We start from the raw sequence: 26,018 nt of genomic DNA, 5'->3' as shown, positions 1-26,018 counted from the left end.
GTTGAAGCCCATGAAAAATCAATGGCGTGTTATCGTTGGTATTTTACTGATTTTAGTGATCGTTTTATTTGCCGTTGCAAACAATATGACTGTCCCGATCAACTTTGGCTTCACAACGATTCAATCGCCACTGATCTTAGTCATTATTGGTTCTGCTTTGTTAGGCGCATTGATTTTGCTGCTGGTTTCCACAAGCGCAATGTTCCGCCAAAAAAAAGAACTAAAGCAATTGAGAAAAGAGCTCTCAGATTATCGTTCGAATAACGAGAAGGTTCTCCAAGAACAGCGAGAAGCTTTGGAACGGGAATACACGAACAAGCAGGCGGAGTTAGCGGCAAGACAGCAGCAGCTCGATGATCAAGAAGCCCAGCTTTCCTCACGTGCTGCGGGCGCATCCACGCCGCCAACGATCGATGAGGAAATGAAGTCTTTTGAATCGCAAGCCTAAAAGAACGACGTTTCACAAAAAAAGAGTTTGCTAGTGCAAGATTTGCTGCAAGCTCTTTTTTTGTGTTGTAAAACGAGTGCTGTTTCTCTCGTTGTTTTTCTTTTTTGCATAAACTTTGCTATAATATCCTAGTTAGGAGTGATTTGGTGAAACGTGCAAATTTTCATTGGGTGCGTCCGCAAGAAAGCGAAACGACCCCAGTATTTAAAGAGCTGATCCAAGAAAGAAAGATCCCTGAGCGGATCGGCGCGTTGCTATGGCAGCGAAATATTCGAACAGCAGAGGCGCTCGATGCTTTTTTATCAACGGACCTGCAATATCTTCATGATCCGTTTTTGTTTCATGATATGGCTAAAGCCGTGGAACGAATCCATGAAGCGATTTTAAATGGCGAACGAATCTTGATTTATGGTGATTACGATGCGGATGGGATTACGAGCACTACCGTGTTAAAGGAAACGTTGGAATTGCTAGGGGCGGAAGCTGAGTATTATTTGCCTAATCGTTTTACAGATGGATATGGGCCCAATCTAACTGTCTATCAAGATAAAATTGCAGCAGGGACGCAATTGATCATCACCGTCGACAATGGGGTGTCTGGTCATGAGGCGATTGCTTATGCTCAAGGACAAGGAGTTGACGTGATCGTCACAGATCACCATGAACTACCTGCAGAACTACCGGAGGCGTTTGCTATTGTCCATCCCCGTCACCCTCAAGGAAACTATCCTTTTGGTGATTTGGCTGGAGTCGGCGTTGCATTTAAAGTGGCTTGCGCTTTGTTAGAAGAAGTGCCAGTGGAATTGCTTGATCTTGTTGCGATTGGGACGATCGCTGATATGGTTTCTTTAACCGATGAGAATCGGCTATTAGTCAGCAACGGGTTGAAAATGATTCAGCAATCGGATCGCATCGGACTGAATGAGTTGCTGTCAGTCAGCGGTTTAAAAAAACAAACAGTCAACGAAACAGATATTGGCTTCGCCGTTGGACCACGGTTAAATGCGATCGGTCGTTTGGAGGATCCCAATCCGGCTGTTCGCTTGTTGACTACCTTCGATGAAGAAGAGGCAGTAAGCTTAGCGAAAACCTTAGATACAATCAATCAGCAGCGAAAAACCTTTGTTGAAGAAATCATGAAAGAAGCACAAGTAAAAATCGATCCTGCGAACCATGTTCATTTGGTGGTGGGAGATCATTGGCACGAAGGCGTTTTAGGGATCGTGGCAGGGCGAATCATGCAAAGTACAGGACAACCAGTGATCGTTTTGACCAAAAAAGAAAATGGCTTAGCCAAAGGGTCGGGAAGAAGCATTGCTGCGTTGAATCTGTTTGAAATGCTGTCGACGATGAAAGACATGTTTACTAGCTTTGGCGGCCATCATGCAGCAGTTGGATTAAGTATCCCCATCGATCATTTAGATATGCTGCAAGCCCAAATGAATCGTTACGTTGAAGAAAATGCCATTGACCTCAGTCAGGGCATCCCCTTAGCGATCGATGAGGAGCTACCGTTAACAGAAGTTTCGATCAGTTTTATTGAATCATTAAAAGTCTTAGCGCCTTTTGGAACGGACAACCCCTTACCGAAATTTTTATTTTCTAATCTGATGACTCAAAATGCTCGCCAGATTGGTTCAGAAAATCAGCATTTGAAGTTAGTGATGAGCGATGAGTCTAACACGCAGCTGGATGTCATTGGGTTTGGTTTTGGAAAAGATTTAGTAGCGTTTGAAAACGACCGCTTATCGATCGTTGGTCAGCTTTCCATCAATGAATGGAATGGCAACAAAAAACCGCAGCTCATGTTGGATGATTTTGCAGTGGAAGGGATTCAGCTATTTGATTATCGTTCGAAAAGAAGCCGTCAAGGTGTCTCTCTGGGCAGTCAAACACTAGGCGTTCTTTTCAAGCAGAAACTTCCTCGGGAATTGCAAGGCTTTTGTGGGCAAACCACCATATTTGACTCAGTTACAGCCTTGGAAGATACTTTTCGTGCTGGTCAGTTCCAAGAGATTGCATTTTTAGATTGTCCTGCTGACCCTGCAGTGATCAAAGAGATCGTTCAAGCGCTCCAGGCGTCAAGAGTTGCTTTTGTTTTCTACTCGACAGAAGATGCTTATTTAGATGGGGTAGGGACAAGAGAGCAATACAGTCGTCTCTTTCAACTGATCAAACAGCAGCCTCGTTTGGACATTCGTTACAAACTAAAGATGGTCGCTGACTATCTAAAAATTCCACAAAAATTACTTATTTTCATGATTCAGGTGTTTTCTGAGCTGGAATTTGTTACAATACAAGATGGTGTTTTGAATAAAACTGCTGATCCTGTTTCCCGTCCATTGACGGAGAGTCATTTGTATCAGCAACGACAAAAACTGATCAAAACAGAAGAATTTTTATTAATGAGTGATTTATCAACCCTTCGTCAGTGGTTGACAGTCTAGGAGGAAAGAAAATGGATTTAAAAGAGTATATTGCTAGTATTCCTGATTATCCCCAAGAGGGAATTATTTTTCGGGACATCTCGCCATTGATGGCAGATGGAGAAGCGTATCGGTATGCGACACAACAAATCGTTGAGTATGCACAAGAAAAAGGCATCGATATGGTGGTAGGACCTGAAGCCCGTGGCTTTATCGTTGGTTGTCCAGTTGCCTATCAATTAGGTGTCGGCTTTGCCCCAGTACGTAAAAAAGGCAAATTGCCACGGGAAACGATTGAAGCAGAATATGAAAAAGAGTACGGTGTGGATGTCTTGACGCTGCACGCCGATGCCATCAAACCAGGTCAACGTGTCTTGATCTGTGATGATCTACTAGCAACTGGTGGAACGATCAAAGCAACGATCGAACTCGTAGAAAAACTAGGTGGTATCGTTGTTGGCTGTGCCTTCTTGATCGAACTGATGGATCTACATGGAAGAGACAAGATCCAAGGTGTCGAAATCAAGACGTTAATGGAATACTAAAAAAGCAGAAACAAAAAAGGACTCGCTGGAGTCCTTTTTTGTTTCTGCTGCCTTATGGGCGTATGTAGGGGAAGGATCATGGTTCATAACGATAAAAATCATGATCGTGATAATAATGGCGGTTACGTTTGCGCTCTGCTTGGCGGAATTTCTTTTCATCCCAAAGCATGAACCAAAGCATCATTAGAGGGCAAAAAATCAGAACAGCACTTAAAACGCCAAAATAGCCAATAACAATTCCCATCAATAATACCCACAACATAAAACCAAATCGACGAACTGCTTTCATCTCATTCACTCCTTAAATAATACGAACATATGTTTGTATACTTATTATACGAATGTTTGTTCGTTTTGTAAAGAGGAAAGAAAAAAAATCTTCGTAAAAACGAAGATTTCCTAGTCAGCTCGTTGAGCATCAAAGCAGATGGCGATACAATCCAACAACCAATCCTAAAATCGTTACGTCAGGCAAAATGATTGGTTCTAAATAATCATTTTCTGGTTGTAAACGAATGTAATTCTTTTCTTTATAGAATCGTTTGCACGTAGCTTCGTCTTCATCTGTCATAGCAATCACGATATCGCCATTTTGAGCACTTTGTTGTTTACGAACGATTACTTGATCACCGTCGAGAATGCCAGCATTGATCATACTTTCTCCTCGGATCGTCAACATGAATAAACTTCCTGTGCTATTCGCTAAATCTGGCGGAATCGGAAAGAAATCGGATGCATCTTCCACGGCTAAAATCGGTTCTCCAGCAGTTACGACACCAAGCATCGGAATGGATGCTGGTTGAACATCGATTTTTTCAAGACCGGAAGCAGTTAATTCAATGGCTCTGGGTTTTGTAGGATCTCGTAAGATCAGCCCTTTTTTTTCAAGTCGGGACAAATGGCCATGAACAGTTGAGGTAGAAGATAACTGAACGGCTTCGCCAATTTCGCGAACAGTCGGCGGATAGCCTTTTTCAGTGACACGTGTATGAATGAACTTAAGAATTTCGATTTGTCGATTTTCTGTTCGTTTTGCCAAAACTGACACCTTCTTTCATTTGATAACCTTAGTGTACCATAGCTATATCGATTATTCAAACAAATGTTCGCTTTTTGTGCTATTGTTTTTGCTCGCTAGTTTGTAGTAAAATCAAGAGGGAAAAGGAGGAACAACTATGCTATCTCAAGAAAAATTAGCTCGAATCAATGAACTTGCCAACAAGAAAAAAACAGAAGGCTTGACTGAGGCTGAGACCCACGAACAAAAAGTTCTGCGTGAAGAGTATTTAACCGCCTTTCGTGGAGGGATGCGACACCATATCGAAGGAATGAAAATCGTTGACCCTGAAGGTGCTGATGTAACACCAGAGAAGTTAAAAGAGATTCAAAAGAAAAAAGGTCTCCACGGCAGATAATTGTGAATTCCTTTTCATTGCTATTGAAATAAGCTTCTGAATCACGTATAATGAAAGATGTAATAAAGGTAAAAAAAACCTAAATTAGGAGGAACTACCATTGTTTGATAAAATCGATCAATTAGGAGTGAACACCCTTCGTACATTAAGTATCGAAGCCGTACAAAAAGCCAATTCAGGACATCCAGGATTACCGATGGGGGCAGCACCCATGGCCTATGCCTTATGGACGAAACACTTGAAAGTCAATCCAACGACTTCTCGCAACTGGGTGGATCGTGACCGCTTTGTTTTGTCTGCTGGACACGGTTCGGCGTTATTGTACAGCTTGTTGCACGTGTCTGGTTACGATGTGACCATTGAGGATCTAAAAAACTTCCGTCAATGGGATAGCCGCACGCCAGGACATCCAGAAGTCGATCACACAGACGGCGTGGAAGCAACCACTGGACCTTTAGGACAAGGGATCGCCATGGCAGTCGGTATGGCAATGGCCGAAGCCCACTTGGCTGCAACCTACAATCGCGACAAGTATCAAGTCATTGATCACTATACCTACGCTTTATGTGGCGATGGCGACTTGATGGAAGGTGTTTCGCAAGAAGCTGCATCCATGGCTGGTCACATGAAATTAGACAAACTGATCGTCTTGTACGATTCAAATGACATCTCCCTAGATGGCCCAACTTCAAAAGCCTTTACAGAAAATGTCGGTGCGCGTTTTGAAGCGTATGGCTGGCAACACATTCTCGTTGAAGACGGCAATGATTTAGAAGCGATCTCGAAAGCGATCGACGAAGCAAAAGCTGAAAGCGACAAACCAACCTTGATCGAAATCAAGACTGTGATCGGATACGGTGCGCCAAATCAAGGCACCTCTGCCGTTCATGGTGCGCCGATCGGTGCCGAAGGCATTTCTGCAGCCAAAGCGATTTATGGTTGGGAATACCCAGAATTTACCGTACCTGAAGAAGTTGCCGCGCGCTTCAAAGAAACCATGATCGATGAAGGGCAAAAAGCTGAAGCAGCTTGGAACGAAACCTTCCTTGCCTATGAAGCAGCCTACCCAGAACTTGCTGCGCAATTCAAACAAGCCTTTGCGGGTGAATTGCCAGCAGATTGGGATGCAGCATTACCAAGCTACGAAGTTGGCAGCTCACAAGCTAGTCGAGTATCTAGCAAAGAGATGATCCAAGCCTTATCCAAAGCCGTCCCTAGTCTCTGGGGTGGATCGGCTGACCTTTCTGGATCCAACAACACGATGGTGGCAGCAGAAAAAGACTTTGAACCTGGCCAATACGAAGGCCGCAACATTTGGTTTGGCGTCCGAGAATTTGCGATGGCGGCAGCGATGAACGGCATCCAATTGCATGGCGGTACGCGAATCTATGGCGGAACCTTCTTCGTCTTCGTTGATTACTTACGTCCAGCGGTGCGCTTGTCTGCGATCCAGCATGCACCTGTGATCTATGTCTTGACGCATGACTCCGTGGCGGTGGGAGAAGATGGACCGACGCATGAGCCAATCGAGCAATTAGCCAGCGTCCGTTGCATGCCAAATGTCCAAGTGATTCGTCCAGCAGACGGCAATGAAACCCGTGCTGCCTGGAAATTGGCCATGACAACAACGGATAAACCTACGGTCTTAGTCTTAAGCCGACAAAATCTACCAGTGATCGAAGGCACGCAAACCGGTGCGGATGAAAATGTCGCAAAAGGTGGCTACGTGATTTCAAAACAAGCTGGTGAAACACCAGCGGGGATTTTGATCGCCACAGGTTCTGAAGTGAATCTTGCGGTCCAAGCACAAGCTAAATTGGCAGAAGAAGGCATCGATGTATCGGTGGTTTCCTTACCAAGCTTTGATCTGTTTGAAGCACAAAGCTCAGAATACAAAGAAAGCGTCTTGCCAAAAGCAGTGAAGAAACGGGTAGCGATCGAAGCAGCTTCCCCATTTGGTTGGGAACGTTACACCGGTTGCCATGGAAAAGTGATCGCGATCGATCATTTCGGTGCATCGGCACCTGGTGACAAAGTCTTAGCGGAATTCGGCTTCAGTGTTGAGAATGTCGTGAATACTTTCAAATCAATCGATTAATTGATCGACAATCAATCAAAAATAGCACGTTCGAGAATCTTTTCGATTTTCGAGCGTGTTTTTTTGTCTGGATTCTTGCCACTTTAAACGTGTTAGAGTGACTTATTTAAAGTAATAGTGGCTAAGATTTCCAAAAAATGGTTGTACCGCAAGGCACAAGCACTTGTGAATAGTAAGAGGGAATCGATAAAATAGCAATCTAACAGTTTTTAAAAATACTTATCAGTAGTTAGCAATCCAAGCGGGATACCCATACAGTTTTTTAAAAGTCTTTTGTTGTTTGCAAAGTGATCATTGTTTGCACTGTTAGATGTTTTTCCGTATAATAGCTGTATTGATTTATTTGAAAAAACGTACAGTTACTGGAGGAAAAAAATGGGAAGTTATCAAACAAGAAGTGAAAGACATCATCAACCAAAGAAGACGATAAAAAGACCTACTAAAAAGGCGGTGGTCTCTTTGATGGGGGCAGGAATGATGTTAGCGCCAATGACGGTCACTTTCGTTCCTCAACAGGTACAAGCTGCTGAGAATCAATACGCGACGCAGGACATCTCAGGTTTTATTGAGCAAATTGGCTGGTCAGCACAAGATGTTGCTGCCAACAATGATCTCTATGCTTCTGTGATGATTGCTCAAGCGATTTTGGAAAGCGGCTATGGTTCTTCCGCGTTATCCAATGCACCCTATTACAATTTGTTTGGGGTCAAAGGCAGTTACAACGGACAAAGTGTCTATATGCCTACACAAGAGTATTTGAATGGTCAGTGGGTAGAGATGAATGAACCGTTTCGTCAATATAACTCTTACTGGGAATCGTTTCAGGATCATGCGAATGTCTTGCTCAGCACGAGTTTCGCGACAGGAACTGCTCATTACAGTGGTGTTTGGAAAAGCCAAACAACCTCATTTTATGATGCAACGAATTACTTGACGGGGCGCTATGCTACCGATCCAGGGTATGCACAAAAACTGAACTGGTTAATTGAAACGTATCAGCTCACACGCTTTGATACTGGGACAACGCAAAGTACCGCATGGACAAGTACAACGAGCACGACTAGCACGAGTACTACGCAAACTACAACGACGACTCAGGTAAACAGCGGATCTACAGCGCAGAGCTATCACGTTGCTTCAGGCGATACACTTTGGGATATCGCCAATAAATTTGGCACAACGGTCGACGCTCTAATGGCAACAAATGGGTTATCTAGTGAGGTCATTGTTGTTGGCCAAGAATTAATCGTTTAATTATCTGATACCGCCTTAAGAATGATTGCTCTAAATGGCATCATTCTTAAGGTTTTTTTGTAATGGAAAAACAAAATCAAGAAAGTGAATACAAACAAATATAAAAAAATAAGAAAAAACTTGAAATTGCTTACTTTTTATTCGCAACTCGGGGTTATTTTAGGTAGAATGGAAGAATAAGAACGGGAGGGATTTTCAATGACAAAAATCTATCAATCGGTCAATGAGTTAGTTGGGCATACGCCAATCGTCAAATTAAATCACATCGTAGAAGAAGGTTCTGCGGATGTGTATCTGAAATTAGAGTTCTTCAATCCTGGGGGAAGTGTCAAGGACAGAATTGCTTTAGCCATGATTGAAAAAGCAGAAAAAAATGGCTTGTTAAAAGCTGGTGATACCATCATCGAACCAACATCTGGGAATACTGGGATCGGCTTAGCCATGATCGGTACGGCAAAAGGCTATCGTGTCGTGCTGGTTATGCCAGAAACCATGAGTATTGAAAGACGTAAAATTGTTCAAGCTTATGGCGCAGAGTTGATTTTGACCCCTGGGTCTGAAGGAATCACTGGTTCTATCAATAAAGCAAAAGAATTAGCAGAACAAGACGGCTATTATATGCCATTACAATTTGAAAACCCAGCCAATCCAGAAGTCCATGAAAAAACGACAGGGAAAGAAATTGAGGATGCGTTTGAATCTAAAGGGTTAGACGCTTTTGTTGCTGGGATCGGCACAGGTGGCACGATCACTGGTGCGGGGAAGGAATTGAAGCGCGTCTATCCTAATTTGAAGATCGTGGGCGTTGAGCCTGCAGAATCAGCTATTTTAGGAGGTGGCAAACCTGGTCCCCATAAGATCCAAGGGATCGGCACGGGATTTGTTCCTAAAGTACTAGACACTGAGATTTATGATCAGGTCATTGCCATCGCTAGTGAGGATGCCATGGAAACTGCGCGTCAAGTTGGGATGAAAGAAGGAATCTTAGTAGGAATTTCTTCTGGTGCAGCGATCAAAGCGGCATTAGAGGTTGCTAAGGACTTAGGAAAAGGCAAAAAAGTCTTAGCGATCGTCCCAGATAATGGTGAACGCTATTTGTCTACGGCACTGTATCAGTTTGAAGACTAACAAAGAGGGGGAAAGCAGGCATTCGTTTGTCTGCTTTTCTTTCTCGAAAAACTGAGGGAAGACGGGCTGGGCAAATGCGTTATTCCTTTAAAAAAACAAGGAAAGCTGTTTGAATTTTTAGGTTTTACATAGTATGATAGGTAAGATAAGAGAAATGGAGGAACTCCTGTGAGTACGATCTACGATGAAGCGATCAAACGATTAAAACATGAAAATATTCGTATTACACCGCAGCGAGTAGCGATATTAGAATTTTTAGCCAGTCACGATGCCCATCCGACCGCTGAAGAGATTTATCGGGCGATCGAAGTTCATTTTCCTGGTATAAGTGTCGCAACGGTATACAATAACTTACGTTTGTTCACAGAAATTGGCTTTGTAAAAGAAATGAATTATGGAGATGCCTCCAGTCGTTTTGATTTTACAACGGAGCCTCATTATCATGCTATCTGCCAAAAGTGTGGAAAGATCGCTGATTTTTACTATCCAGGATTGGAAGATGTCGAAATGGCGGCTTCGAAATTAACTGGGTATCAAATAAATAACCATCGACTAGAAGTTTATGGCCTATGTCCCGAATGCCAAGTGAAAGAGGAGGAAACAAAATGAAGATAATTTCTACAGATCAAGCACCACAAGCAATCGGTCCTTATGTTCAAGCAAAAATCGCAAACGGCTTTTTGTTTGCTTCTGGTCAAGTGCCATTAGATCCTGTTTCGGGGGAAGTTGTCGGTACGACGATTGAAGTACAGACTCAGCAAGTATTGAAAAATATCAACGCGATTCTTGAAGCGGCGGAACTTACGCCAGATGACATCGTTAAGACGACATGTTTTTTAAAAAATATGAATGATTTCGTTCCTTTCAATAATACGTATAGCACATTGTTCAATGAAGCGTTACCTGCACGTTCTGCTGTCGAAGTTGCTCGCTTACCAAAAGATGTTTTGGTTGAAGTTGAGATCATCGCAGCAGTCAAAGAAAAAGCGTAACCAACAAAGAATCGTGGGACGTCCGCATTTGCGTCGTCCCCTTTTTATTGATTCGATCCTGATAGGATGAATCTTTATGTTTCAGATGAGCCAAGGAGAAGAGGATGTAGTATGGTTTCATTAAAGGAATATTTGGCAAAAGGGCAAACGACGATTTCAAATTTGCTTTTAGAGAATTACCATCATCTTGGTTTGACGAATGATGAATTTTTGTTATGGCTGCAACTGTATCGCAGCCATGAGCAAGGCAATGATTTTCCAGATTTACGTGAGATCGCCTCGGTGATGGGCAGCGACCAAAAAGAGATCTATCATTGGTTGAATCAATTGCTGAAAAAAGATGTGCTGCGAATGGGTTCAAAAAAAGACGACGCAGGAAAAATGGTGGATTATTATGATTTCACTGGCATTTATGAACGGCTCGAGTTTCTTTTGAAGCAGCAATCTAAAAAGGAATCCGCTGAAACAAATGAAGAGAAGATACGCGAGTTGTATCGCTTATTTGAAGGAGAATTTGGTCGCCCCTTATCGGCGATCGAATACCAACGGATCGGGCAGTGGTTGGATGAGGACCACTATGATCCCGAGCTGGTCCAGTTTGCTTTGCGAGAAGCGGTCTTGAATCAAGCGTATAGTTTAAACTATATCGATCGTATTTTGCTTTCGTGGGAACGCAAGAATATTACCTCAAAAGCGCAAGTAGAAGAAGAGCAAAAAAGAAGAAAAAAACAGTTTCTTCAAAATGAAACTACGCCACAAGAAGATGGCCCAATGCCCAAAATCCCTATGCATAATTGGTTAGAAGGAGAGTAAGATACAAGGAGTTTAATTCGTCCAATGATCAGTAAAGAAAAAACAATGACTGCGATAGAAATAATGTATGAGATGTTTCCTGATGCACATGGAGAACTAGTGTCAAAAAATGCCTTTGAATTGCTGATTGCTGTCATCCTAAGCGCACAGGCAACGGATGTGTCAGTCAATAAAGTGACACCGGCACTTTTTGAAGCATATCCAACGCCGCAGGCTCTCAGCGAGGCGCCGTTAGAAGACATTATTGAAAAAATCAAATCGATTGGCCTCTATCGAAACAAAGCGAAAAATATCAAAGCTTGTGCCTCTGAATTGTTGCTGCGTTTTGGAGGCGAAGTGCCTCAAACCAGAGAAGACTTAATTTCTTTGCCAGGTGTCGGCAGAAAAACAGCGAACGTCGTTCTTGGCGATGCATTTGGCATTCCAGCAATCGCTGTCGATACGCATGTCGAGCGGGTATCAAAAAGGCTGCGCATCTGTAAACTAGACGCCAACGTATTAGAAGTCGAACAAACATTGATGAAAAAGATTCCAGATACGTTGTGGGTCAAAACGCATCACACGTTAATTTTCTTTGGTCGTTATCATTGCACAGCACGGGCACCTAAGTGTGAGGTTTGTCCATTGTTGACAATGTGCCAAGAAGGAAAACTTCGGATGAAGGGGAAGAAAACCATTTAATGGTGAACATAAACCAAAAGTAACTAGGATCAAGACGCTAAGCGAAATCGCTTAGCGTTTTTTTTGCATAAGTTGATAAAAGAACAGGTGATTAACGTAACAACCTTTGATAAAGCCGTTTCAAGTAACTGGAAAAACATAAGCTTACTGAACTTTTTTGATTACACCACTCAAAAACAGGTGGTTTTTCACAAAGAGCGCGTGTGACGATTGTTGCTCGATACGAGATTAAACCTTCCAATACGCCTTTTTATGAAAGTATTTGTAGGCTTAATATGATGGGATTCTTTCGCAAAAATTTTAACTTCTCTTTTTTATAAAATCCTATTTTTGGTCAATAATAAGTAACGTTAATAAGAAAATTCACCTATTGGTGAAAAATAGTATTTCAAATCTGTGGAAATCATCAGTATAGTGAACTTTGTCAAAGGTTATAAGTCTTTCTCTGCTATTTTGCTAATGACAGAAAAAGCGTTGCAAATTTCGAAATGATTCTTTAACAATCTCATAATCATTTTTGTTACGGATACTAGACAAACGCAGTTTTGAAAAGATCACTTATAAGATGTGGCAAGTATAGAGGAGGAGGGAGAATGAAAGGAGAAAAGGTATGGAAATTAGTTCGTATGGTTCTGTTTTGCACTCTTTTTTATGGGATAACTATTTCTACGGCAGCGGTGAATGCTCAGGAAGTGCAGTCGGTTGAAACAGAAAGCTCTGTGCTTTTTACCGGTGTTTATGAGCCTATTGGCCAACCCAAACCAGCACCGCCAGCAGGCCCTACAGAGAATATCTCGCCACCAAAAGAGGTAGCAAAACCAGGTGGCATTTTACCAAAGACCAACGAGACAAAAACTTACGGCGTAATCTTGCTTGGATTACTGCTCGTACTGGTTGCATTGTATGCGCAATATACCAAACATCGATCAAAATTTATGATGGTTAAAAAGAAAAGACAAATAATTTGAAAGCAGGGATGAATTTGAAATTCGTACGATTTGCATCGGCAGCTGTTTTAGCTGCAACTTTATTTACTATTAGCGCGGAAGCCTTCGCTACTGAAAGTGTAACAAACCATGATACAGAAGGGAAAGTTCTCTTTGTACCAAACGATAGCGAAGCGACAGTGGTTCAACCACCAAATCCTGGTCCTAATGGTCCAGATGTAGAGATCAATCCAGTCGGCCCTGAAGGACAAACAGGACCATTGACGATTGCTTACGCACCTACGCTTAATTTCGGTGAGCAAGTGATTTCTAATACCGATCAAGAATATAAGCTAGTGGCTGAATTACACAAGCTAAAAGACGCGGAAGATAGTGAAGAAAGAGTTCCGTATGTTTCATTTGCCCAAGTCCAAGATACGCGCGGGACAAATGCTGGTTGGGATTTAAAAGTTTCATTAAGTGCTTTTGAATCAGGAACACAAAATAATGAACTGACTGGAGCAAGAATTCGTTTTAATTCGCCGAAATTGGAATATAACGGAAGCAACCAAGAAAATGAACCACAAATTCATGCGGATGGATTGATTTTAGATGCTACAAATAGTGAGCGTTCGGTTCTGACCGCCGCTCAAACAAAAGGTGCCGGCGTTTCGTCAGTCGTTTGGGGCGATCAGGAAGAAATCAATCGACAAGTGGAAGCAGGCGCAGAGGTTGTTGAAAATGCCGGAATCGAATTACTTGTTCCTGGATCAACAGCAAAAGACGCTGCTCTTTATGAAGCAACCCTTACTTGGACATTGGCTGCAACAGCCGGACCGGACGGAGAAACGGTTCAATAACTTGGTTTTGTACTGAATAAAAAAGAAAGAAGGAACTAGAAATGCAAAAGATTCGTTTAGCTACGGTCGCTGTATTATCCACCACTTTACTAGCCGGAGGCGTTCAAGCCTTTGCCCAATCTTCATTAGAAACGACTACCGATAACGTTATAGGATTTACCTCAGACGGAAGCGATCTAACAGAGGTACAGCCTCCAGTCGTAAACCCAGAAGTAGAAACAATCGAACCAACACCGCCAGGGCAAACGGGTCCGTTTACCATTGCTTATGCACCAAAAACTTTTGATTTTGGTCAGAATGCTATCTCTACCAGTGATCGTTGGTATTCAATGGTTGCAGATGAGCGTAATTTGGCTGATCAATCAGGTACGACACCGTATGTATCATTTGCCCAAGTGCAAGATACCCGAGGAACGCATGCTGGTTGGACATTAAATGTTAGTCTAACTGATTTTACTTCTGAATCAGGGGATGTTTTGACTGGGGCAAAAATCAAGTTGGCAAACCCTGAGATCGTGTTCAACAAAGGCGAAGGTGATCGAGACTTACAGCCAAGTGCCGTTATCAATAGTGAAGAACAAAATGCGTTGATCCTAGATGTCAACGATCAAGACATTCCTGTCATGCGTGCTTCGGTCGGTCAAGGCGCGGGCGCTTCATCGATTTACTGGGGAGATCAAGAAAAATTGACGGAACAAAATCTTAATAAACAAGAAGACGAAATTATCAGAAATGATGATATTCAACTATTTGTACCAGGCTCTACCACGCAGCTAGCAACCAACTATACTGCGGAAATGACATGGACGCTAACTGCTTCTGTTGATAGTGGCGGCGAAACAGTAAATCCGTAAGAAGGATCATAGCTTGCAACAAGAAACAACTGGCAGGAATAGTAAATTATTCCTGCCTTTTTTGGAAGGAGAACCACTTTTGACTGAACAACGTATAAGAATGAAATGGATAAAAACGGTTACCTGTGCGGTCATCCTGCTATCATTCTTTTTTTCGCCAAGATTGAGCTATGCTCAGACAGAATCAGAATTAAACTTCTATGTGACGCCTATCTTACCAGAAAGTCAGCTGGAAGGAGGGGCGTTGGGGTATTTCGATTTAAATCTTGGGGCAGGAGAACGTGATGAATTGGCTTTAGAGATCGAAAATGGTTCTGATCAAGCGATCGAAATAGAAATTTCTGCCCATACGGCATTTACGAATGTGAATGGTGTTGTGGAATATGGCCGGGATGCAGAATCCCCTGATCCGACTTTACCTGCATCAATTGATGAACTGGTAGAGGTGCCGGAAACCATATCGTTAGATCCATTAGAAAAACGAATCATTTCTTTACCGATTGCGATGCCAGAAGAGGAATTCAAAGGGGTTTTGGCAGGTGGCATTCGAATCAATGAAGTTATTTCTAAAGAGGAGCAAACACAATCTGCTGAAGAAGGATTAGGCATACGGAATGCATTTTCCTATGTCATTGGTGTGGTAGTAAGCAACAATCGGTCCGCAATGGATCCGGGATTGGAACTGCTTGATGTTTTTGCCGATCAAGTAAATTACCGAAACGTATTTAGTGCTGTTATCCAAAATTATACATCGACATTTGTCAATCAATTGGAAGTAACAGCTGAAATTCGATCTGTTGGCAGTGAGACGATCTTATATGAAGCAAGTCAAGCAGCGATGCAAATGGCTCCTAATTCACATATGCATTTCCCAATTCCCTTGAATGGCGATCGTTTTCGTAATGGGGAGTATGTATTAAATCTTACTGCACGGTCAGGAGAGGAAGAGTGGTCTTGGGAACAGACATTTAGCGTGGAGGCAGAAGATGCTCGCCGCTTAAATGAACTCGATGTCAATGTAGATACGTCGCTCAATTGGTGGATGATCGCCACGGCTGGTCTAATCAGCTTGTTTTTATTGCTTGTGATCATCCTAATTGTTCATAAGAAAAAAAAGGCAAAGGAAGGTGGGAATAGTTGAAATGAAGAATACCCCACACAAGGTAATAATTGCGATCATTATTGGATTACTAAGTGTGCAAACTTTTTTTCCAAGTCTGAGTAGTTTACTATTGCCAGAAATCCACGCCATCGATCACACGATTGAACCATTGGACGAAACGCAGAACATGTCCTTGCTTGATAAAGCAACACAACCGATCCAAACAAAAGAATTTGACATCCATAATCCTTTTTTTCAGTTTCCAGTTAGTGTGATTGAAGGTATCGTGGATCAACCGATCGATGTTTTCGTCGTATCAAGCCAACCGTTAGATGAGATTACGCTAGTTGTAGCGAAAGAAGCATTGATCGTGGAAGAAGAATTTGCTGCAGAAGTGAAGAGTAAAAAGCTGTCTGAAGAAGAACAGGAATGGAAGCTTACCTTTGATGAAGAGCTAATGGAGTTCGAGATTCCTATCGTCTTTAATAAAATAGGCGATTATCAACTGATTATAGGTGAAGCGGAACTAACGATCGAAGTACAGGCAGAAGATGACGGGGAAGAGGACTCGGATGATGATGCAGATAATGAAACGATCGAGACAGAAGTCTCACCATCAGAGACGCCGCAGGAAGGGGAACGAACCACGCAACCTTCCAATGACGCGAACCTAAACGAGAATCAGCAAGACACAGAAGCTGATCAAGCAGAAGCGATTGCCCAATTGACAGAACCGGTCACACCGTTAAACGAAATCAGTCACCGAGATGTTTCCAATTGGCAAGAATTTATGGCGGCAATCGTGAACAAAGATGTAAATTATATCAATATCGTAAACGACTTTGAATCTTCGGATAATCCTACTCAAGGAGTTTCTGGAGTGGCTGTGGGAAGTGCAACTTCCAACCCAACAAATGGATTAGCCTATATTTGGACCAATGCTTCTGGAATTTCAAGAACGCTTGTGATCGAAGGCAATGGGTATCAAATCGACTTTAGAGCTGTTGCTGTCGGATTTTATGATAGTACCGTCAATAGTGCAACGCCGTGGGACATTACGTATCAAAATATCGATGTCGTTCATGGCAACTGGTATGGGTTTATGAACTTTACGAATATGAGTATTCCTCAGCAAAATCTATCCAGAATGCGTTACCACAATTTAACCAACGCGGGCAATCAGTTGATCCACTCGTTAGCGACACCTGTTATTATGTCTGGCGAAGTAATATCGCATCAAACTCCGACATATACTTCCAGATCTGGACGTGTGCAAACGATCAATGCAACCAACCAAGCGAATATGGAAGTAACACAATTGGAAATTCTTGATAACGCAACAGTTGACATGTCGACAATAAATTCCGGCAATATCTATTTATATTATGCAACGGGGCGTATGACTATTGGCAATGATGCAAAGATGTCCCTGCGTGCAGCTGGAACAGCCGGTGAGGCTTTTGGAGCAAATATTTATATTGCGAATGGACGGATCAATATCGGTAATCGATCAGAGCTGCATTTGAATGCCCGAGCCAACTCCCCCGCAATCAGTATGTATGCAAGCGGCGCCCACTTTGAAATGTCTGAGGATAGCAAAGTGGTAATCAAAGCTGACGGACGTACCACAAGCCTCAATGGATGGTCCTATAACATTATCTACATGGGTGCTGGAAGCACGATGCTTATTGGAAATAAAAGCAGTGTCGAAATTGATGCAGTGAATCAAGGGACCACCACATCCGGAGTGATCCATGTAGCCGGTGCCGCCACATTTATTGTTGCTAAAGAAGGAATCTTGGATATTAAGTCAGACGGAACCAATCCCTCTCATTCCTTGATGACATTTTTGAGCTCGGCCTCAACCTTCACTTTTGCGGATGCACAACGCATCAATTTAGAGAAAACAAGGGCGGTTACCGGAAATGCAGCAAATAGTAGCCTTATTTCGATTTCCGGCAGCGGCGGGCTATTAGATGTGGATATTCAAGCAGCGAAGCAATGGCGGCATGGAAACTTGACGGAGGAACCAGACTTCAGTTGGAGTCCAATCTTCAATTTAAAAGTGAATTTTTCCTCTACCTTGTCATCGATTTCGAATGTTTCTTCCATCTCACAAGAGATCGTTGATCATTTTCGCGCGAATTTTACCACAAGAGCACAACGTATCCTATTTGAATATATTCCAGATGTCGAAGTTCATTTAGAACCATTAACGGAAGACCCGGCACTAGATGGATCAAGAATCATTAGAGGAAAAGCCACACCTTATAGTGTGATTCGTTTTGACGGAGATCCAGTTATTCCCGCACCGCAACTGCAATCACCTTCTTTTGATGATAACAGCTTGTTTCATCTTCAAGCAGATGCCAATGGTGATTTCAGCTTGACCTTAGCCGAGGGGGATCGGTTTACAAAACATAATACGGTGACGGCTTACGCTTTCTTAAATGGAAAATTCGATACAGATGAAACAGTTGTTCAAGAGATTGCCACAATGAATCCACGAGATCCGATCGCGCCAGATATTGAAGTGAACCCAGAAAATAAACCGGATATACCAGACCATTTAGGGTTTATCAGTGTCGATTTCATCTCCCAGTATAGCTTTGGAGATGTATCAATAAGTGCAGATACCAAACAGTACAAGGCATTGCCGCAACGTCTTAGCAGTGCAGATGGCTCAGTAACTGAGGAACGGCCAAATTACGTGCAGATTTCTGACCGGCGCGCTCAATTTACCGGTTGGGAACTTAACGCGACATTATCCGCTGCAGGATTTCGTAATGATCGAGGAGAAGAACTTCGGGGTGCACGAATTATTTTAGAAAATGCAGTTATGCTGACGAATGCTGCCAATTCAGCAATTCCTCCCACTTATAGTGAATCAATGATCCTTGATCCTGGGGTACCCGCTTTGATCGCTGAAGCAGATGCAAATGAAGGAAGCGGTACCTGGATTCAGCGCTACGGGGATATGGGGACGATGGGGGATAGTGTCAAACTTGAAGTTCCCATTGGATCAAATCCGCGTAACATGACCTACCAAGCAACGATTGAATGGGAGTTAAGTTTTGTCCCATCTACCGAATGATCAATGCTCAATCTTATCAAATGGAAGCTGTTGACACCTATGACAGCTTCCATTCTTGATAGGAAGATAGTGAGTAAATCGCTTGAAAAGCAGTGGGTTTTACCGTTTTTTTGCGGTAGATCACGCTTACTTCATAATAACCGCGAAGATATAGAGTTCACCTAAACTCGTGCAAAAACTATTCAAGCAGCTTTGAATCAGTTCGTCAGGTTTTGTTCAAAACCAATGATGCCAGCTGAAACAAGAGAAAGGAAACTGTATGAAGAGTAAAAAAAAGAAGTCATATCTGACATTATTCAGTGCTGGGATTTTAGCAAGCCAACTTTTTGTTTCTCCCGTATTGCTGGCGAAAGAAAGCCCTCAGCCTGATAACTATTCAGAAAATACAAATGTCGAACAGGAACTTGATGATCAAGATTCATCGGCAGCAGAAGACCAAGAGAGTCAAGAAGACGTCAGCAAAGAGCAAACGGAGGGCTCGACCGAGCTATCCACCGAATCAAATGAGACGCTTATGGATTCAGAAACAGCAGATACCGTTGTAGAAACTCCCGATTCGTCTGAAGAAGTAGACTCAACGCAAACGACCGAGTCAGCGGAAACGACCGAAATAGAGGAATCAGAGTCCACGGAACCTTCCGAGGAAGAGGAAAAAATAGATGCTGAAACGGACGATCTAGAAGTAGAAACAGAGAACAAGCCAAAAGAGACCGACTTGATTGATGAGTCATTGGCACCAAAAGAAAATGAAATTTCAACTGATAGCAACGAAAATACTGAAAATGCAAAAAAAGAGGAGCCGAAAACACCTCCGATTATTGCACCTGAGCAAGTAATAAACCCTGTCGTTCAAACACCAGATGCTACTTCTGACTTGAAAAATTCTTTTTATGATGGACGTACTATTGATTTACCAGAGAGTTTTCGGGCAGCAAAGATCGCAGATTCGAATCTGTTAGATTTCACCTTGCCGATATTAGCTGATTATGATGCGCAATGGCAAGCGGCATTCGTCTACGAGATCATCGGACAAATTGGTGAACTAGAAGAACCATTGACGATGGACGAATGGATCAATGAACGGATCAAAGCGGTTATAAATGGGGAAGCTAGCTGGATAGAAAAAGAACAGCAGGTTGAACAATTACAACCGGGGGATCTTTTATATGACGCAAATAAGTTAATCGGTATCTACCTCGCAGATGGTTACCAAGCAAGTTTAGTGACAAATCAAGAAGAGCCAATGAAAACTGCCATCGAAGTTCAGCGGGTTTCTATCGAAGAGCCGCTATCGATCAGACGGCTATCAAATCCTGAATTGGCTACATATGGCGAAAAGCTAGTTGCTGAATATCCAGCCCCTTACGAATTTACAGTGAATCAAAAGACCCAGATGTTTATTGAAACATTGGCACAAGAAGCCCAAAGCTTAGGGCAAGAATACGATGTCTTTGCTTCTGTTTTGATCGCGCAAGCGATCCTTGAAAGCGGCAGTGGCGACAGCGGGCTTTCCAGCAGTCCCCATTATAACCTTTTTGGCATCAAAGGCAGTTATCAAGGAAACAGCGTGACTTTACCAACAATGGAAGATAAAGGCAACGGGGAACTTTTCCAAATTCAAGCCGCCTTTCGTTCCTATTCAAGTTATCGAGATTCCATGGCAGATTATGTCAAATTGATTCGCGGAGGAATCACTGGAAATCCAACCTTTTATCAAGACGTGTGGCGCTCTGAATCAAAAAACTATCTTCGGGCAGCAGATGCTTTGACGGGCACTTATGCGACTGATGTTAATTATAGTAAAAAAATCAATTCACTGATTGCGGTCTATGGATTGACGCAATATGACCAAGTGATCGCAACAGAAACAGGCTTGTTTATCCAAGGAAAAGAACAAATTCCAGAAGAGTATCGCTCCCTTATGACATTCCCAGAATACAACGGTCGTGACTACAATCTTTCTGGTTCGTATCCTGTTGGACAATGTACTTGGTATGTGTTCAATCGCGTGAGTCAATTAGGCGGTCAAGTAGATGACTACATGGGAAATGGTGGTCAATGGGGCAATACCGGACGACGTTTAGGTTACAACGTCAGTCAAACGCCTAAAGCAGGCAGTATGATCTCTTTTGCACCTGGAACAGCTGGATCTGATCCTCGTTATGGTCATGTCGCTTTTGTTGAAGCCGTTGGTCCAAATGGTATTTTGGTTTCAGAAGGAAATGTCTATGGTGGAACCACAATCTCTTATCGCGTGATCAGCAATGAATTGGCGCACTCATCAAGTGTTTCATATATTATGCCAAAATAAGGATGGAGGGCTGGCAATATGAGTAAAAGGCATAGACAAATAGGTCTTCCTATCAGTGGTATCTTTTTGATGGTCCTTTTGCTTATTGTGTTTCTTCAGCCGTATCGACTGGCGTTAGTCAGAGGAACATCCATGCTGCCGACGATCGAGGATCGACAAGTTGTGCTGGTTCATAAAAAGCGCCAGCCAAATCGCTATCAGCTGATCGCTTTCGAACAGGAAGGAAAATTTTTGATCAAGAGAGTGATTGGTGTGCCAGGGGATTCCTTCGTTCGTACACAGAAGCGGTTGTTGATTGGGGCGGAGGATACTGACTTTGATTTTTCATTTATGATCACTGTGAAGGATGAAGCCGTTGAGGCGTTGCCGATTCGGGGGTACCTCAAAGAAGATGAGTACTTTGTCGTTGGCGATGCACTGCTCACTTCAAGTGATAGTAGAGAATTTGGAATCATTTCAAGTAAAACTTTTTATGGTGTGGTGACCACGTTCTTCTGACACATCAGCTTTTTGAAAGGAAGTTTGCGATGATTCATTTCTTGCAACATATCAACGAGACTAAGTTTGTATCAAAATGGATGAATAAAACGAATTTTAGTTTTGATGGAAGGAAGAGACTGTGATTTTTATCTATATTGGGATGATACTACTTGCCATTGGAGCAGGTAGTATCATCGGTTGGCGATTGTATCGAGAATATTTATTAAGAAAAGTTGAAAAGCAGCTGTCGTCAGATGCTTTAGCCAAAAGGAAACTTCGTTTATTTAAGCACAACCTCCGCAGTGGGCACCTGCTGATTGTATTGGGCTGCAGTAGTGCCATAATCGTAAGTGTCTTGCTACTAACAGTTTTTCAGCTGACAGGCGGCATTCATTTGCAAAAGCTGCATGAAGAAACCAATCAATTAAAAGAGGAAGTCTTCGCGCTTAGAACTGAGCAAACGGAATGGATGCGGATGCCGATTTTTGCATATCCTGAGAACGGCTTTTCTTTTGAAGCGATTGATTGGGAGCATTTACTCGTCTCCAATGATCGTGAAGCACAGTTTGCAGCTGAATATGAGTTGGCCTATCAGTTATCACCATATCTAGGTCGCACTGTAGCGATGATTTTTGTTGATCAGCCTTTGCAAGAAATCTCGATTGTTCTATCTAGCAAATTACCATCAATTGATGACTTAAACGGATGGGAAGAGAATTTTTCTCGTCTACTCCATGATATGCAGAACGTTCCCCTGATCACCCAAGGAACCTTCTCTGTCCAATTTTCCAAGGATTCTGATCAGTCCTTTGAGCAGACGATCATTCGTGACGAGAATGGGGTCTGGACCCTTTTAGAACGCAGATTCCCAAACACTGATGCTCAAGAAGTAGCCAACAACGAGAGGAGCGAGAGCATATCGTCTACTCCTCAAACGGATCAAAGTGAAACGATCAATACAAATGAACAAAAAGGCAGTGTGAAAAATTAATGATGAAAAAGAAAAACAAAGGTTGGTTTTCTGCCCAAAAGCTAATGGATGAAGTGAATCAATTATCCATAGAAGAGCTGAATGAATTTGAGGAGACAAATCAAGAAGAGGGAATCGTTGAGGATCAAGGGTCCGCAAAGGCTACCCCTGAAAAAAATGAGGACGAGACCAATCGACCAGCAGACAATGAACTCCCTAAAACCCAGAAAGAAGCAGTAAAACCTGTCGCACAAACTTTCGCAAAACCGATTTCTCACCAAAGAGTGGCTGGAGATCAGCAGAAAGAGCAAAGTGTCAAAAAGATAGCAGTGCAGCAAAAGTCCTCTGGCAACCGTGATAGCTACGCCAAGGATAGTCAACTCGTTGAAGATAAAGGAGAACGTATGGAGAAAGAATTGAGTACAAACCAAACAAATAAGCAAGAATCAAAAGAACAAGAAAAGGATCATATGATTGAAAATTTATCTTTTGAAATCAAAGAATTGATTTTAGAAAATGAGCAACTACAGGAAGAAAAAAATCAGTTGAAAAAACAGCAGAAGATAATGGTTCAACAAGAAGCAGAGGCAAAAGAATTAAAAGCTTCGCTAGTAGAAGCAAATAAGAAAGTCAAAGACCTAGAAGAACAGTTTGCAAAAGTAGATACAGAAAAACTTGAAGCAAAAATCCAGCAATTAGAGGCCAAGTTAGCTGTTCAGCAAGAAAAAGAGCAACAAGAGAAACAAACTTACGAAAAGGAACGCGCTGAATGGACCTTGAAGCGGCAAGAAATCCAGCAGCTGCAAGAGGTAATTGCTGATTTGAAACAGCAATTGGCAGAAAAAGAAGAGCTTGCTGCAAATGTATCAGCTAGCGAATCAAATGAAGAAGTCGCAGAGCTTCAGGCGACAATCGAAGCATTAAGGGAAGAAAATGCAGCCCTACAAATCGAAAACGAGCAGTTCCAAACAGAAATCAGTGAGGTCTTAGTCTTTGCTAGAAGAAAAGCGAATCGCACGATTCAAGAAGCGAAAATCGAATCTGAACGAATGATCCGTACAACAGAAATGCGGATCGATGGGATTCATGATCGTGCCAAAGAGATTCTTTTTGAAGTGAACGAGACGAAAGAAAATGTGATTCATTTATTTGACGATCTGCATAATCAAGTTTATCAGCTTTCCGATAAAAAATTGCTGTTTGAAGAGCTTGAAAAGTAAGCTTCTACATTTATATGACAGGAATTAAAAAAAAACAGTAGATCAGATTTTGATCTACTGTTTTTTTGCGATTCTCCATTATTCGACACTACCATCGTTTGGTTCCGGCGGGTCCGGTGGTGAGGAAGGATTATCCTCACTGCTGGAAGGTGTTGTTGAACCGGGATCCTGACTAGAAGCAGGAGGCGTAACGACCGATGATGAATCATCCTCATCAGGTGTTGTCACTGGTGGTGTTACTTCGCTTGATGATTCTGTGGTACTTGATGGTGTTGATTCGCTACTTTCTGTAGAAGGTGTCGTTGGTTCAACGTAGGAACTGCTGCTGGACGAACTTGGTGCTGAATAGCTTGGTTGGGTGTACGTCCCTTCAAGATAAAGCTCTCTTCCGATCCGTGTTAATCCGTCAGGCATTGTCCAGTCCGTGTTTTCTACAGAAGCAGAAACATAGCGCATCAATTCACGATAGACATCTGAAGCCACATGGGTACTACTATCAGTGATCGGTGTCATTTTGTCATTGTAGCCTGTCCAAACCGCCAATGAGTAGGAGGGAGTATAGCCGGCAAAGGTAATATCAGGGTAGGCACCATTCGATGTATCCAGTTGTGCTAACTGGTCATCGGTGTAGTTGGACGTTCCCGTTTTCCCTGCTTGGTACAATCCATCGATTTGCGCGTTGGTTCCAGTTCCGACAGAAATAACATCTTTCAAGATATCGGTCACCATGTAAGCTGTCGTATCATCCATTGCTTCTTGACCAGAAACTTTAAAGGATTCTTCGTCTTCTGTACCATCTTGCATGACGATCTTATTGACGTACTGTGGTTCGTAATAGGTACCACCATTTGAAAACGCAGCATAAGCAGCGGCCATTTTCAGGCTGGAGATCCCATATTTTGTGCCATCTAATTTATCCGTATTGCTCGAAATTGCATTAGATTGAGTAATCGTGTGGTATTCGATACCTAAACCGCTAAGAAAGTCTGCGATATTGTCCGCGCCGACTTCATCAAACAATTTCACTGCCGGCACATTTCTAGACTCTGCTAGAGCGGTCCGCAAGGTGATATTGCCCATGTATTGGCGATCCCAATTGTATACAGGGATATCGGTTCCTTTGTAAGTATAAGGTTCATCTAAAATCATTCTACCGGTAGAGTCTTGTAGAAATTGGAAGGCAGGGCCGTAGTCTGTGATCGGTTTAACGGTCGATCCAAAGTCCCGAGCGACGTTGACAGCCAGGTTGTTTGCTAGAACGTCATCAACGTTGCGGGCACCAATTTGAGCCGTGACTTTGCCCGTATTGACATCAACTAAAGTAGCGGCAACTTGCATCTTGTCGTCTGGATAATTAACATAATCATCGCTGTTGACGATGTCATATAACCGTTTTTGCGCATCGATATCGACATTGGTGTAAATATCTAAGCCATCGGTATAAACATCTTTGCCGGTTTTTTCTTTGACTTCTGCGATCACTTCGTTGAAGTAATTATCAAAGTACTTCCACTCTTGGTTTTCTCGCGGGTTTTCTTGCAATCCTTCTTGAATATCTTCGGCAACGGCTGTATCATATTCCGCTTGCGTGATTTTCTCGTTTTCAAGCATTGCGCCTAAAACCACATCTCGACGACTTTTCGCATTATCAGGATGAGCGAAAGGATCAAACGCAGAAGGGGCATTTGGTAAACCAGCAATCAAAGCGGTTTGGGCAAGGTCTAGTTCAGCTAACGGCTTGCCGTAAAACTTCATTGCGGCCGTTTGCATCCCATATACACCATTGGACATATATACTTTATTGATGTAGTAAGTGAGGATCTCTTGTTTTGATTTCATTTGTTCAAGACGAACCGCCATCCATGCTTCTTGTGCTTTACGACGTAATGTTTGGTCTTCAGCGCTGGTAGAAAAGAAGGATAGCTTGATCAATTGCTGTGTCAACGTACTTCCGCCTTGCATACCGCCGGTTGTGGCATTGGATAATGCGGAACCGACGATCCGAATCGGATCGACTCCGATATGCTGGTAGAAGCGGCGATCTTCGACAGAGACGATCGCGTCTTCCAGCAGTTGAGGAATCTCACTTGCTGTAATTTTTTCTCTGGTTTCACTACCGAATTCAGTGATCAATTCGCCATTTGACGCATAGAAACGAGAAGAAACCGTTGAATCCAAACGTGTTTCATCAAGTGCAGGCGCATCTTTGGCATACCACCAGAATAGCCCCATCCCGGATAGAATCCCGATACAGCCTAAGAAAAACAGCCCCATAAATACTTTTAAAAGAATACTCCCAATGCTTCGTTTGCCTTTTGCCTTAGGAGGCTTTGGTGCTTTTTTAGCTGTACCTTTTTTAGAATCATGCCGAGAGGTCCTCGATTGTGATCCATTTGCCATA

General features: G+C 42.7%; 23 protein-coding genes. 20 read left to right on the top strand and 3 right to left on the bottom strand.

Going from position 1 to position 26,018, the window contains the following annotated elements; translation table 11 throughout:
• Positions 1-10: 10 nt before the first annotated feature.
• The 3 genes from IGI76_RS08605 to IGI76_RS08595 all read left to right on the top strand — a co-directional run bounded on the left by IGI76_RS08605 (position 11) and on the right by IGI76_RS08595 (position 3,419).
• Entirely contained in the window at positions 11-448 is a 438-nt protein-coding gene (locus IGI76_RS08605; RefSeq protein ID WP_005226169.1) for a lipopolysaccharide assembly protein LapA domain-containing protein, read from the top strand.
• Positions 449-594: 146 nt separating this feature from the next.
• Positions 595-2,895, top strand: a complete 2,301-nt coding sequence (gene recJ, locus IGI76_RS08600; RefSeq protein WP_074536927.1) for a single-stranded-DNA-specific exonuclease RecJ — start codon at positions 595-597, stop codon at positions 2,893-2,895.
• A gap of 11 nt (positions 2,896-2,906) precedes the next feature.
• Positions 2,907-3,419, top strand: coding sequence for an adenine phosphoribosyltransferase (locus IGI76_RS08595; protein WP_005226167.1), 513 nt, complete (start codon positions 2,907-2,909; stop codon positions 3,417-3,419).
• Positions 3,420-3,495: 76 nt separating this feature from the next.
• On the opposite strand, the gene IGI76_RS08590 is transcribed toward IGI76_RS08595, so the two are convergent.
• Entirely contained in the window at positions 3,496-3,708 is a 213-nt protein-coding gene (locus tag IGI76_RS08590; protein ID WP_005236082.1) for a hypothetical protein, read from the bottom strand.
• Between the two features lie 129 nt (positions 3,709-3,837).
• Positions 3,838-4,458 carry a transcriptional repressor LexA gene (gene lexA / locus IGI76_RS08585; RefSeq protein ID WP_005226165.1) on the bottom strand — a complete coding sequence of 207 codons (621 nt, stop codon included), beginning with the start codon at positions 4,456-4,458 and terminating at the stop codon, positions 3,838-3,840.
• A 136-nt stretch (positions 4,459-4,594) separates the two neighbouring features.
• Between lexA and IGI76_RS08580 the strand changes: the two genes are divergently transcribed.
• The 17 genes from IGI76_RS08580 to IGI76_RS08500 all read left to right on the top strand — a co-directional run bounded on the left by IGI76_RS08580 (position 4,595) and on the right by IGI76_RS08500 (position 23,617).
• A complete protein-coding gene (locus IGI76_RS08580; RefSeq protein ID WP_005226164.1) occupies positions 4,595-4,834 on the top strand; it encodes a DUF896 family protein in 240 nt (79 codons plus the stop codon).
• Positions 4,835-4,934: 100 nt separating this feature from the next.
• On the top strand, positions 4,935-6,932 hold the full coding sequence (gene tkt / locus IGI76_RS08575; RefSeq protein WP_086295431.1) for a transketolase: 1,998 nt from the start codon (positions 4,935-4,937) through the stop codon (positions 6,930-6,932).
• Positions 6,933-7,307: 375 nt separating this feature from the next.
• On the top strand, positions 7,308-8,186 hold the full coding sequence (locus IGI76_RS08570) for a glucosaminidase domain-containing protein (protein WP_074535762.1): 879 nt from the start codon (positions 7,308-7,310) through the stop codon (positions 8,184-8,186).
• A 198-nt stretch (positions 8,187-8,384) separates the two neighbouring features.
• Entirely contained in the window at positions 8,385-9,314 is a 930-nt protein-coding gene (gene cysK / locus IGI76_RS08565; RefSeq protein ID WP_005226159.1) for a cysteine synthase A, read from the top strand.
• Positions 9,315-9,482: 168 nt separating this feature from the next.
• Positions 9,483-9,923: a Fur family transcriptional regulator gene (locus IGI76_RS08560; protein ID WP_005226158.1), complete on the top strand. Its 441-nt coding sequence runs from the start codon at positions 9,483-9,485 to the stop codon at positions 9,921-9,923.
• Positions 9,920-10,306, top strand: a complete 387-nt coding sequence (locus IGI76_RS08555; protein ID WP_015509753.1) for a RidA family protein — start codon at positions 9,920-9,922, stop codon at positions 10,304-10,306. The genes IGI76_RS08560 and IGI76_RS08555 overlap by 4 nt, the downstream gene beginning before the upstream one ends.
• A 111-nt stretch (positions 10,307-10,417) precedes the next feature.
• Complete coding sequence (locus IGI76_RS08550) at positions 10,418-11,119, top strand: DnaD domain protein (protein ID WP_074535763.1); 702 nt, start codon at positions 10,418-10,420, stop codon at positions 11,117-11,119.
• A 24-nt stretch (positions 11,120-11,143) separates the two neighbouring features.
• A complete protein-coding gene (gene nth / locus IGI76_RS08545; protein WP_074535765.1) occupies positions 11,144-11,800 on the top strand; it encodes an endonuclease III in 657 nt (218 codons plus the stop codon).
• Between the two features lie 593 nt (positions 11,801-12,393).
• A complete protein-coding gene (locus IGI76_RS08540) occupies positions 12,394-12,768 on the top strand; it encodes an LPXTG cell wall anchor domain-containing protein (RefSeq protein WP_121261285.1) in 375 nt (124 codons plus the stop codon).
• Positions 12,769-12,782: 14 nt separating this feature from the next.
• Positions 12,783-13,586, top strand: coding sequence for a WxL domain-containing protein (locus IGI76_RS08535; RefSeq protein ID WP_008379814.1), 804 nt, complete (start codon positions 12,783-12,785; stop codon positions 13,584-13,586).
• A 41-nt stretch (positions 13,587-13,627) separates the two neighbouring features.
• Positions 13,628-14,440: a WxL domain-containing protein gene (locus IGI76_RS08530; RefSeq protein ID WP_074535768.1), complete on the top strand. Its 813-nt coding sequence runs from the start codon at positions 13,628-13,630 to the stop codon at positions 14,438-14,440.
• Between the two features lie 13 nt (positions 14,441-14,453).
• Positions 14,454-15,581, top strand: coding sequence for a DUF916 and DUF3324 domain-containing protein (locus tag IGI76_RS08525; protein ID WP_167823262.1), 1,128 nt, complete (start codon positions 14,454-14,456; stop codon positions 15,579-15,581).
• 1 nt (position 15,582) lies between these two features.
• Entirely contained in the window at positions 15,583-18,636 is a 3,054-nt protein-coding gene (locus IGI76_RS08520) for a WxL domain-containing protein (protein ID WP_086295427.1), read from the top strand.
• Between the two features lie 259 nt (positions 18,637-18,895).
• A complete protein-coding gene (locus tag IGI76_RS08515) occupies positions 18,896-20,947 on the top strand; it encodes a glucosaminidase domain-containing protein (protein ID WP_086295425.1) in 2,052 nt (683 codons plus the stop codon).
• Between the two features lie 18 nt (positions 20,948-20,965).
• A complete protein-coding gene (gene lepB / locus IGI76_RS08510; protein WP_333719179.1) occupies positions 20,966-21,445 on the top strand; it encodes a signal peptidase I in 480 nt (159 codons plus the stop codon).
• A 121-nt stretch (positions 21,446-21,566) separates the two neighbouring features.
• Complete coding sequence (locus IGI76_RS08505; RefSeq protein WP_236598497.1) at positions 21,567-22,418, top strand: hypothetical protein; 852 nt, start codon at positions 21,567-21,569, stop codon at positions 22,416-22,418.
• A complete protein-coding gene (locus IGI76_RS08500; protein ID WP_413135641.1) occupies positions 22,418-23,617 on the top strand; it encodes a hypothetical protein in 1,200 nt (399 codons plus the stop codon). Before IGI76_RS08505 ends, IGI76_RS08500 begins: the two co-directional genes overlap by 1 nt.
• Positions 23,618-23,695: 78 nt before the next feature.
• On the opposite strand, the gene IGI76_RS08495 is transcribed toward IGI76_RS08500, so the two are convergent.
• Entirely contained in the window at positions 23,696-26,017 is a 2,322-nt protein-coding gene (locus IGI76_RS08495; protein ID WP_333719176.1) for a PBP1A family penicillin-binding protein, read from the bottom strand.
• Position 26,018 lies beyond the last annotated feature (1 nt).

The sequence above is a fragment of the Enterococcus sp. DIV2449a genome, assembly GCF_051711225.1.
Lineage (GTDB): Bacteria > Bacillota > Bacilli > Lactobacillales > Enterococcaceae > Enterococcus_D > Enterococcus_D casseliflavus.
The sequence above is the reverse complement of the archived record's forward strand: the minus strand, read 5'-3'. Positions and strand labels throughout refer to the sequence as shown.

Excerpts from the sequence above, each read along its gene's own strand:
- IGI76_RS08605 (WP_005226169.1), top strand. The coding sequence starts at position 11 with ATGAAAAATCAATGGCGTGTTATCGTTGGTATTTTACTGATTTTAGTG.
- IGI76_RS08595 (WP_005226167.1), top strand. The coding sequence starts at position 2,907 with ATGGATTTAAAAGAGTATATTGCTAGTATTCCTGATTATCCCCAAGAG.
- IGI76_RS08590 (WP_005236082.1), bottom strand. The coding sequence starts at position 3,708 with ATGAAAGCAGTTCGTCGATTTGGTTTTATGTTGTGGGTATTATTGATG.
- IGI76_RS08580 (WP_005226164.1), top strand. The coding sequence starts at position 4,595 with ATGCTATCTCAAGAAAAATTAGCTCGAATCAATGAACTTGCCAACAAG.
- IGI76_RS08570 (WP_074535762.1), top strand. The coding sequence starts at position 7,308 with ATGGGAAGTTATCAAACAAGAAGTGAAAGACATCATCAACCAAAGAAG.
- cysK (WP_005226159.1), top strand. The coding sequence starts at position 8,385 with ATGACAAAAATCTATCAATCGGTCAATGAGTTAGTTGGGCATACGCCA.
- IGI76_RS08555 (WP_015509753.1), top strand. The coding sequence starts at position 9,920 with ATGAAGATAATTTCTACAGATCAAGCACCACAAGCAATCGGTCCTTAT.
- IGI76_RS08550 (WP_074535763.1), top strand. The coding sequence starts at position 10,418 with ATGGTTTCATTAAAGGAATATTTGGCAAAAGGGCAAACGACGATTTCA.
- nth (WP_074535765.1), top strand. The coding sequence starts at position 11,144 with ATGATCAGTAAAGAAAAAACAATGACTGCGATAGAAATAATGTATGAG.
- IGI76_RS08540 (WP_121261285.1), top strand. The coding sequence starts at position 12,394 with ATGAAAGGAGAAAAGGTATGGAAATTAGTTCGTATGGTTCTGTTTTGC.
- IGI76_RS08530 (WP_074535768.1), top strand. The coding sequence starts at position 13,628 with ATGCAAAAGATTCGTTTAGCTACGGTCGCTGTATTATCCACCACTTTA.
- IGI76_RS08520 (WP_086295427.1), top strand. The coding sequence starts at position 15,583 with ATGAAGAATACCCCACACAAGGTAATAATTGCGATCATTATTGGATTA.
- IGI76_RS08515 (WP_086295425.1), top strand. The coding sequence starts at position 18,896 with ATGAAGAGTAAAAAAAAGAAGTCATATCTGACATTATTCAGTGCTGGG.
- lepB (WP_333719179.1), top strand. The coding sequence starts at position 20,966 with ATGAGTAAAAGGCATAGACAAATAGGTCTTCCTATCAGTGGTATCTTT.
- IGI76_RS08500 (WP_413135641.1), top strand. The coding sequence starts at position 22,418 with ATGATGAAAAAGAAAAACAAAGGTTGGTTTTCTGCCCAAAAGCTAATG.
- IGI76_RS08495 (WP_333719176.1), bottom strand. The coding sequence starts at position 26,017 with ATGGCAAATGGATCACAATCGAGGACCTCTCGGCATGATTCTAAAAAA.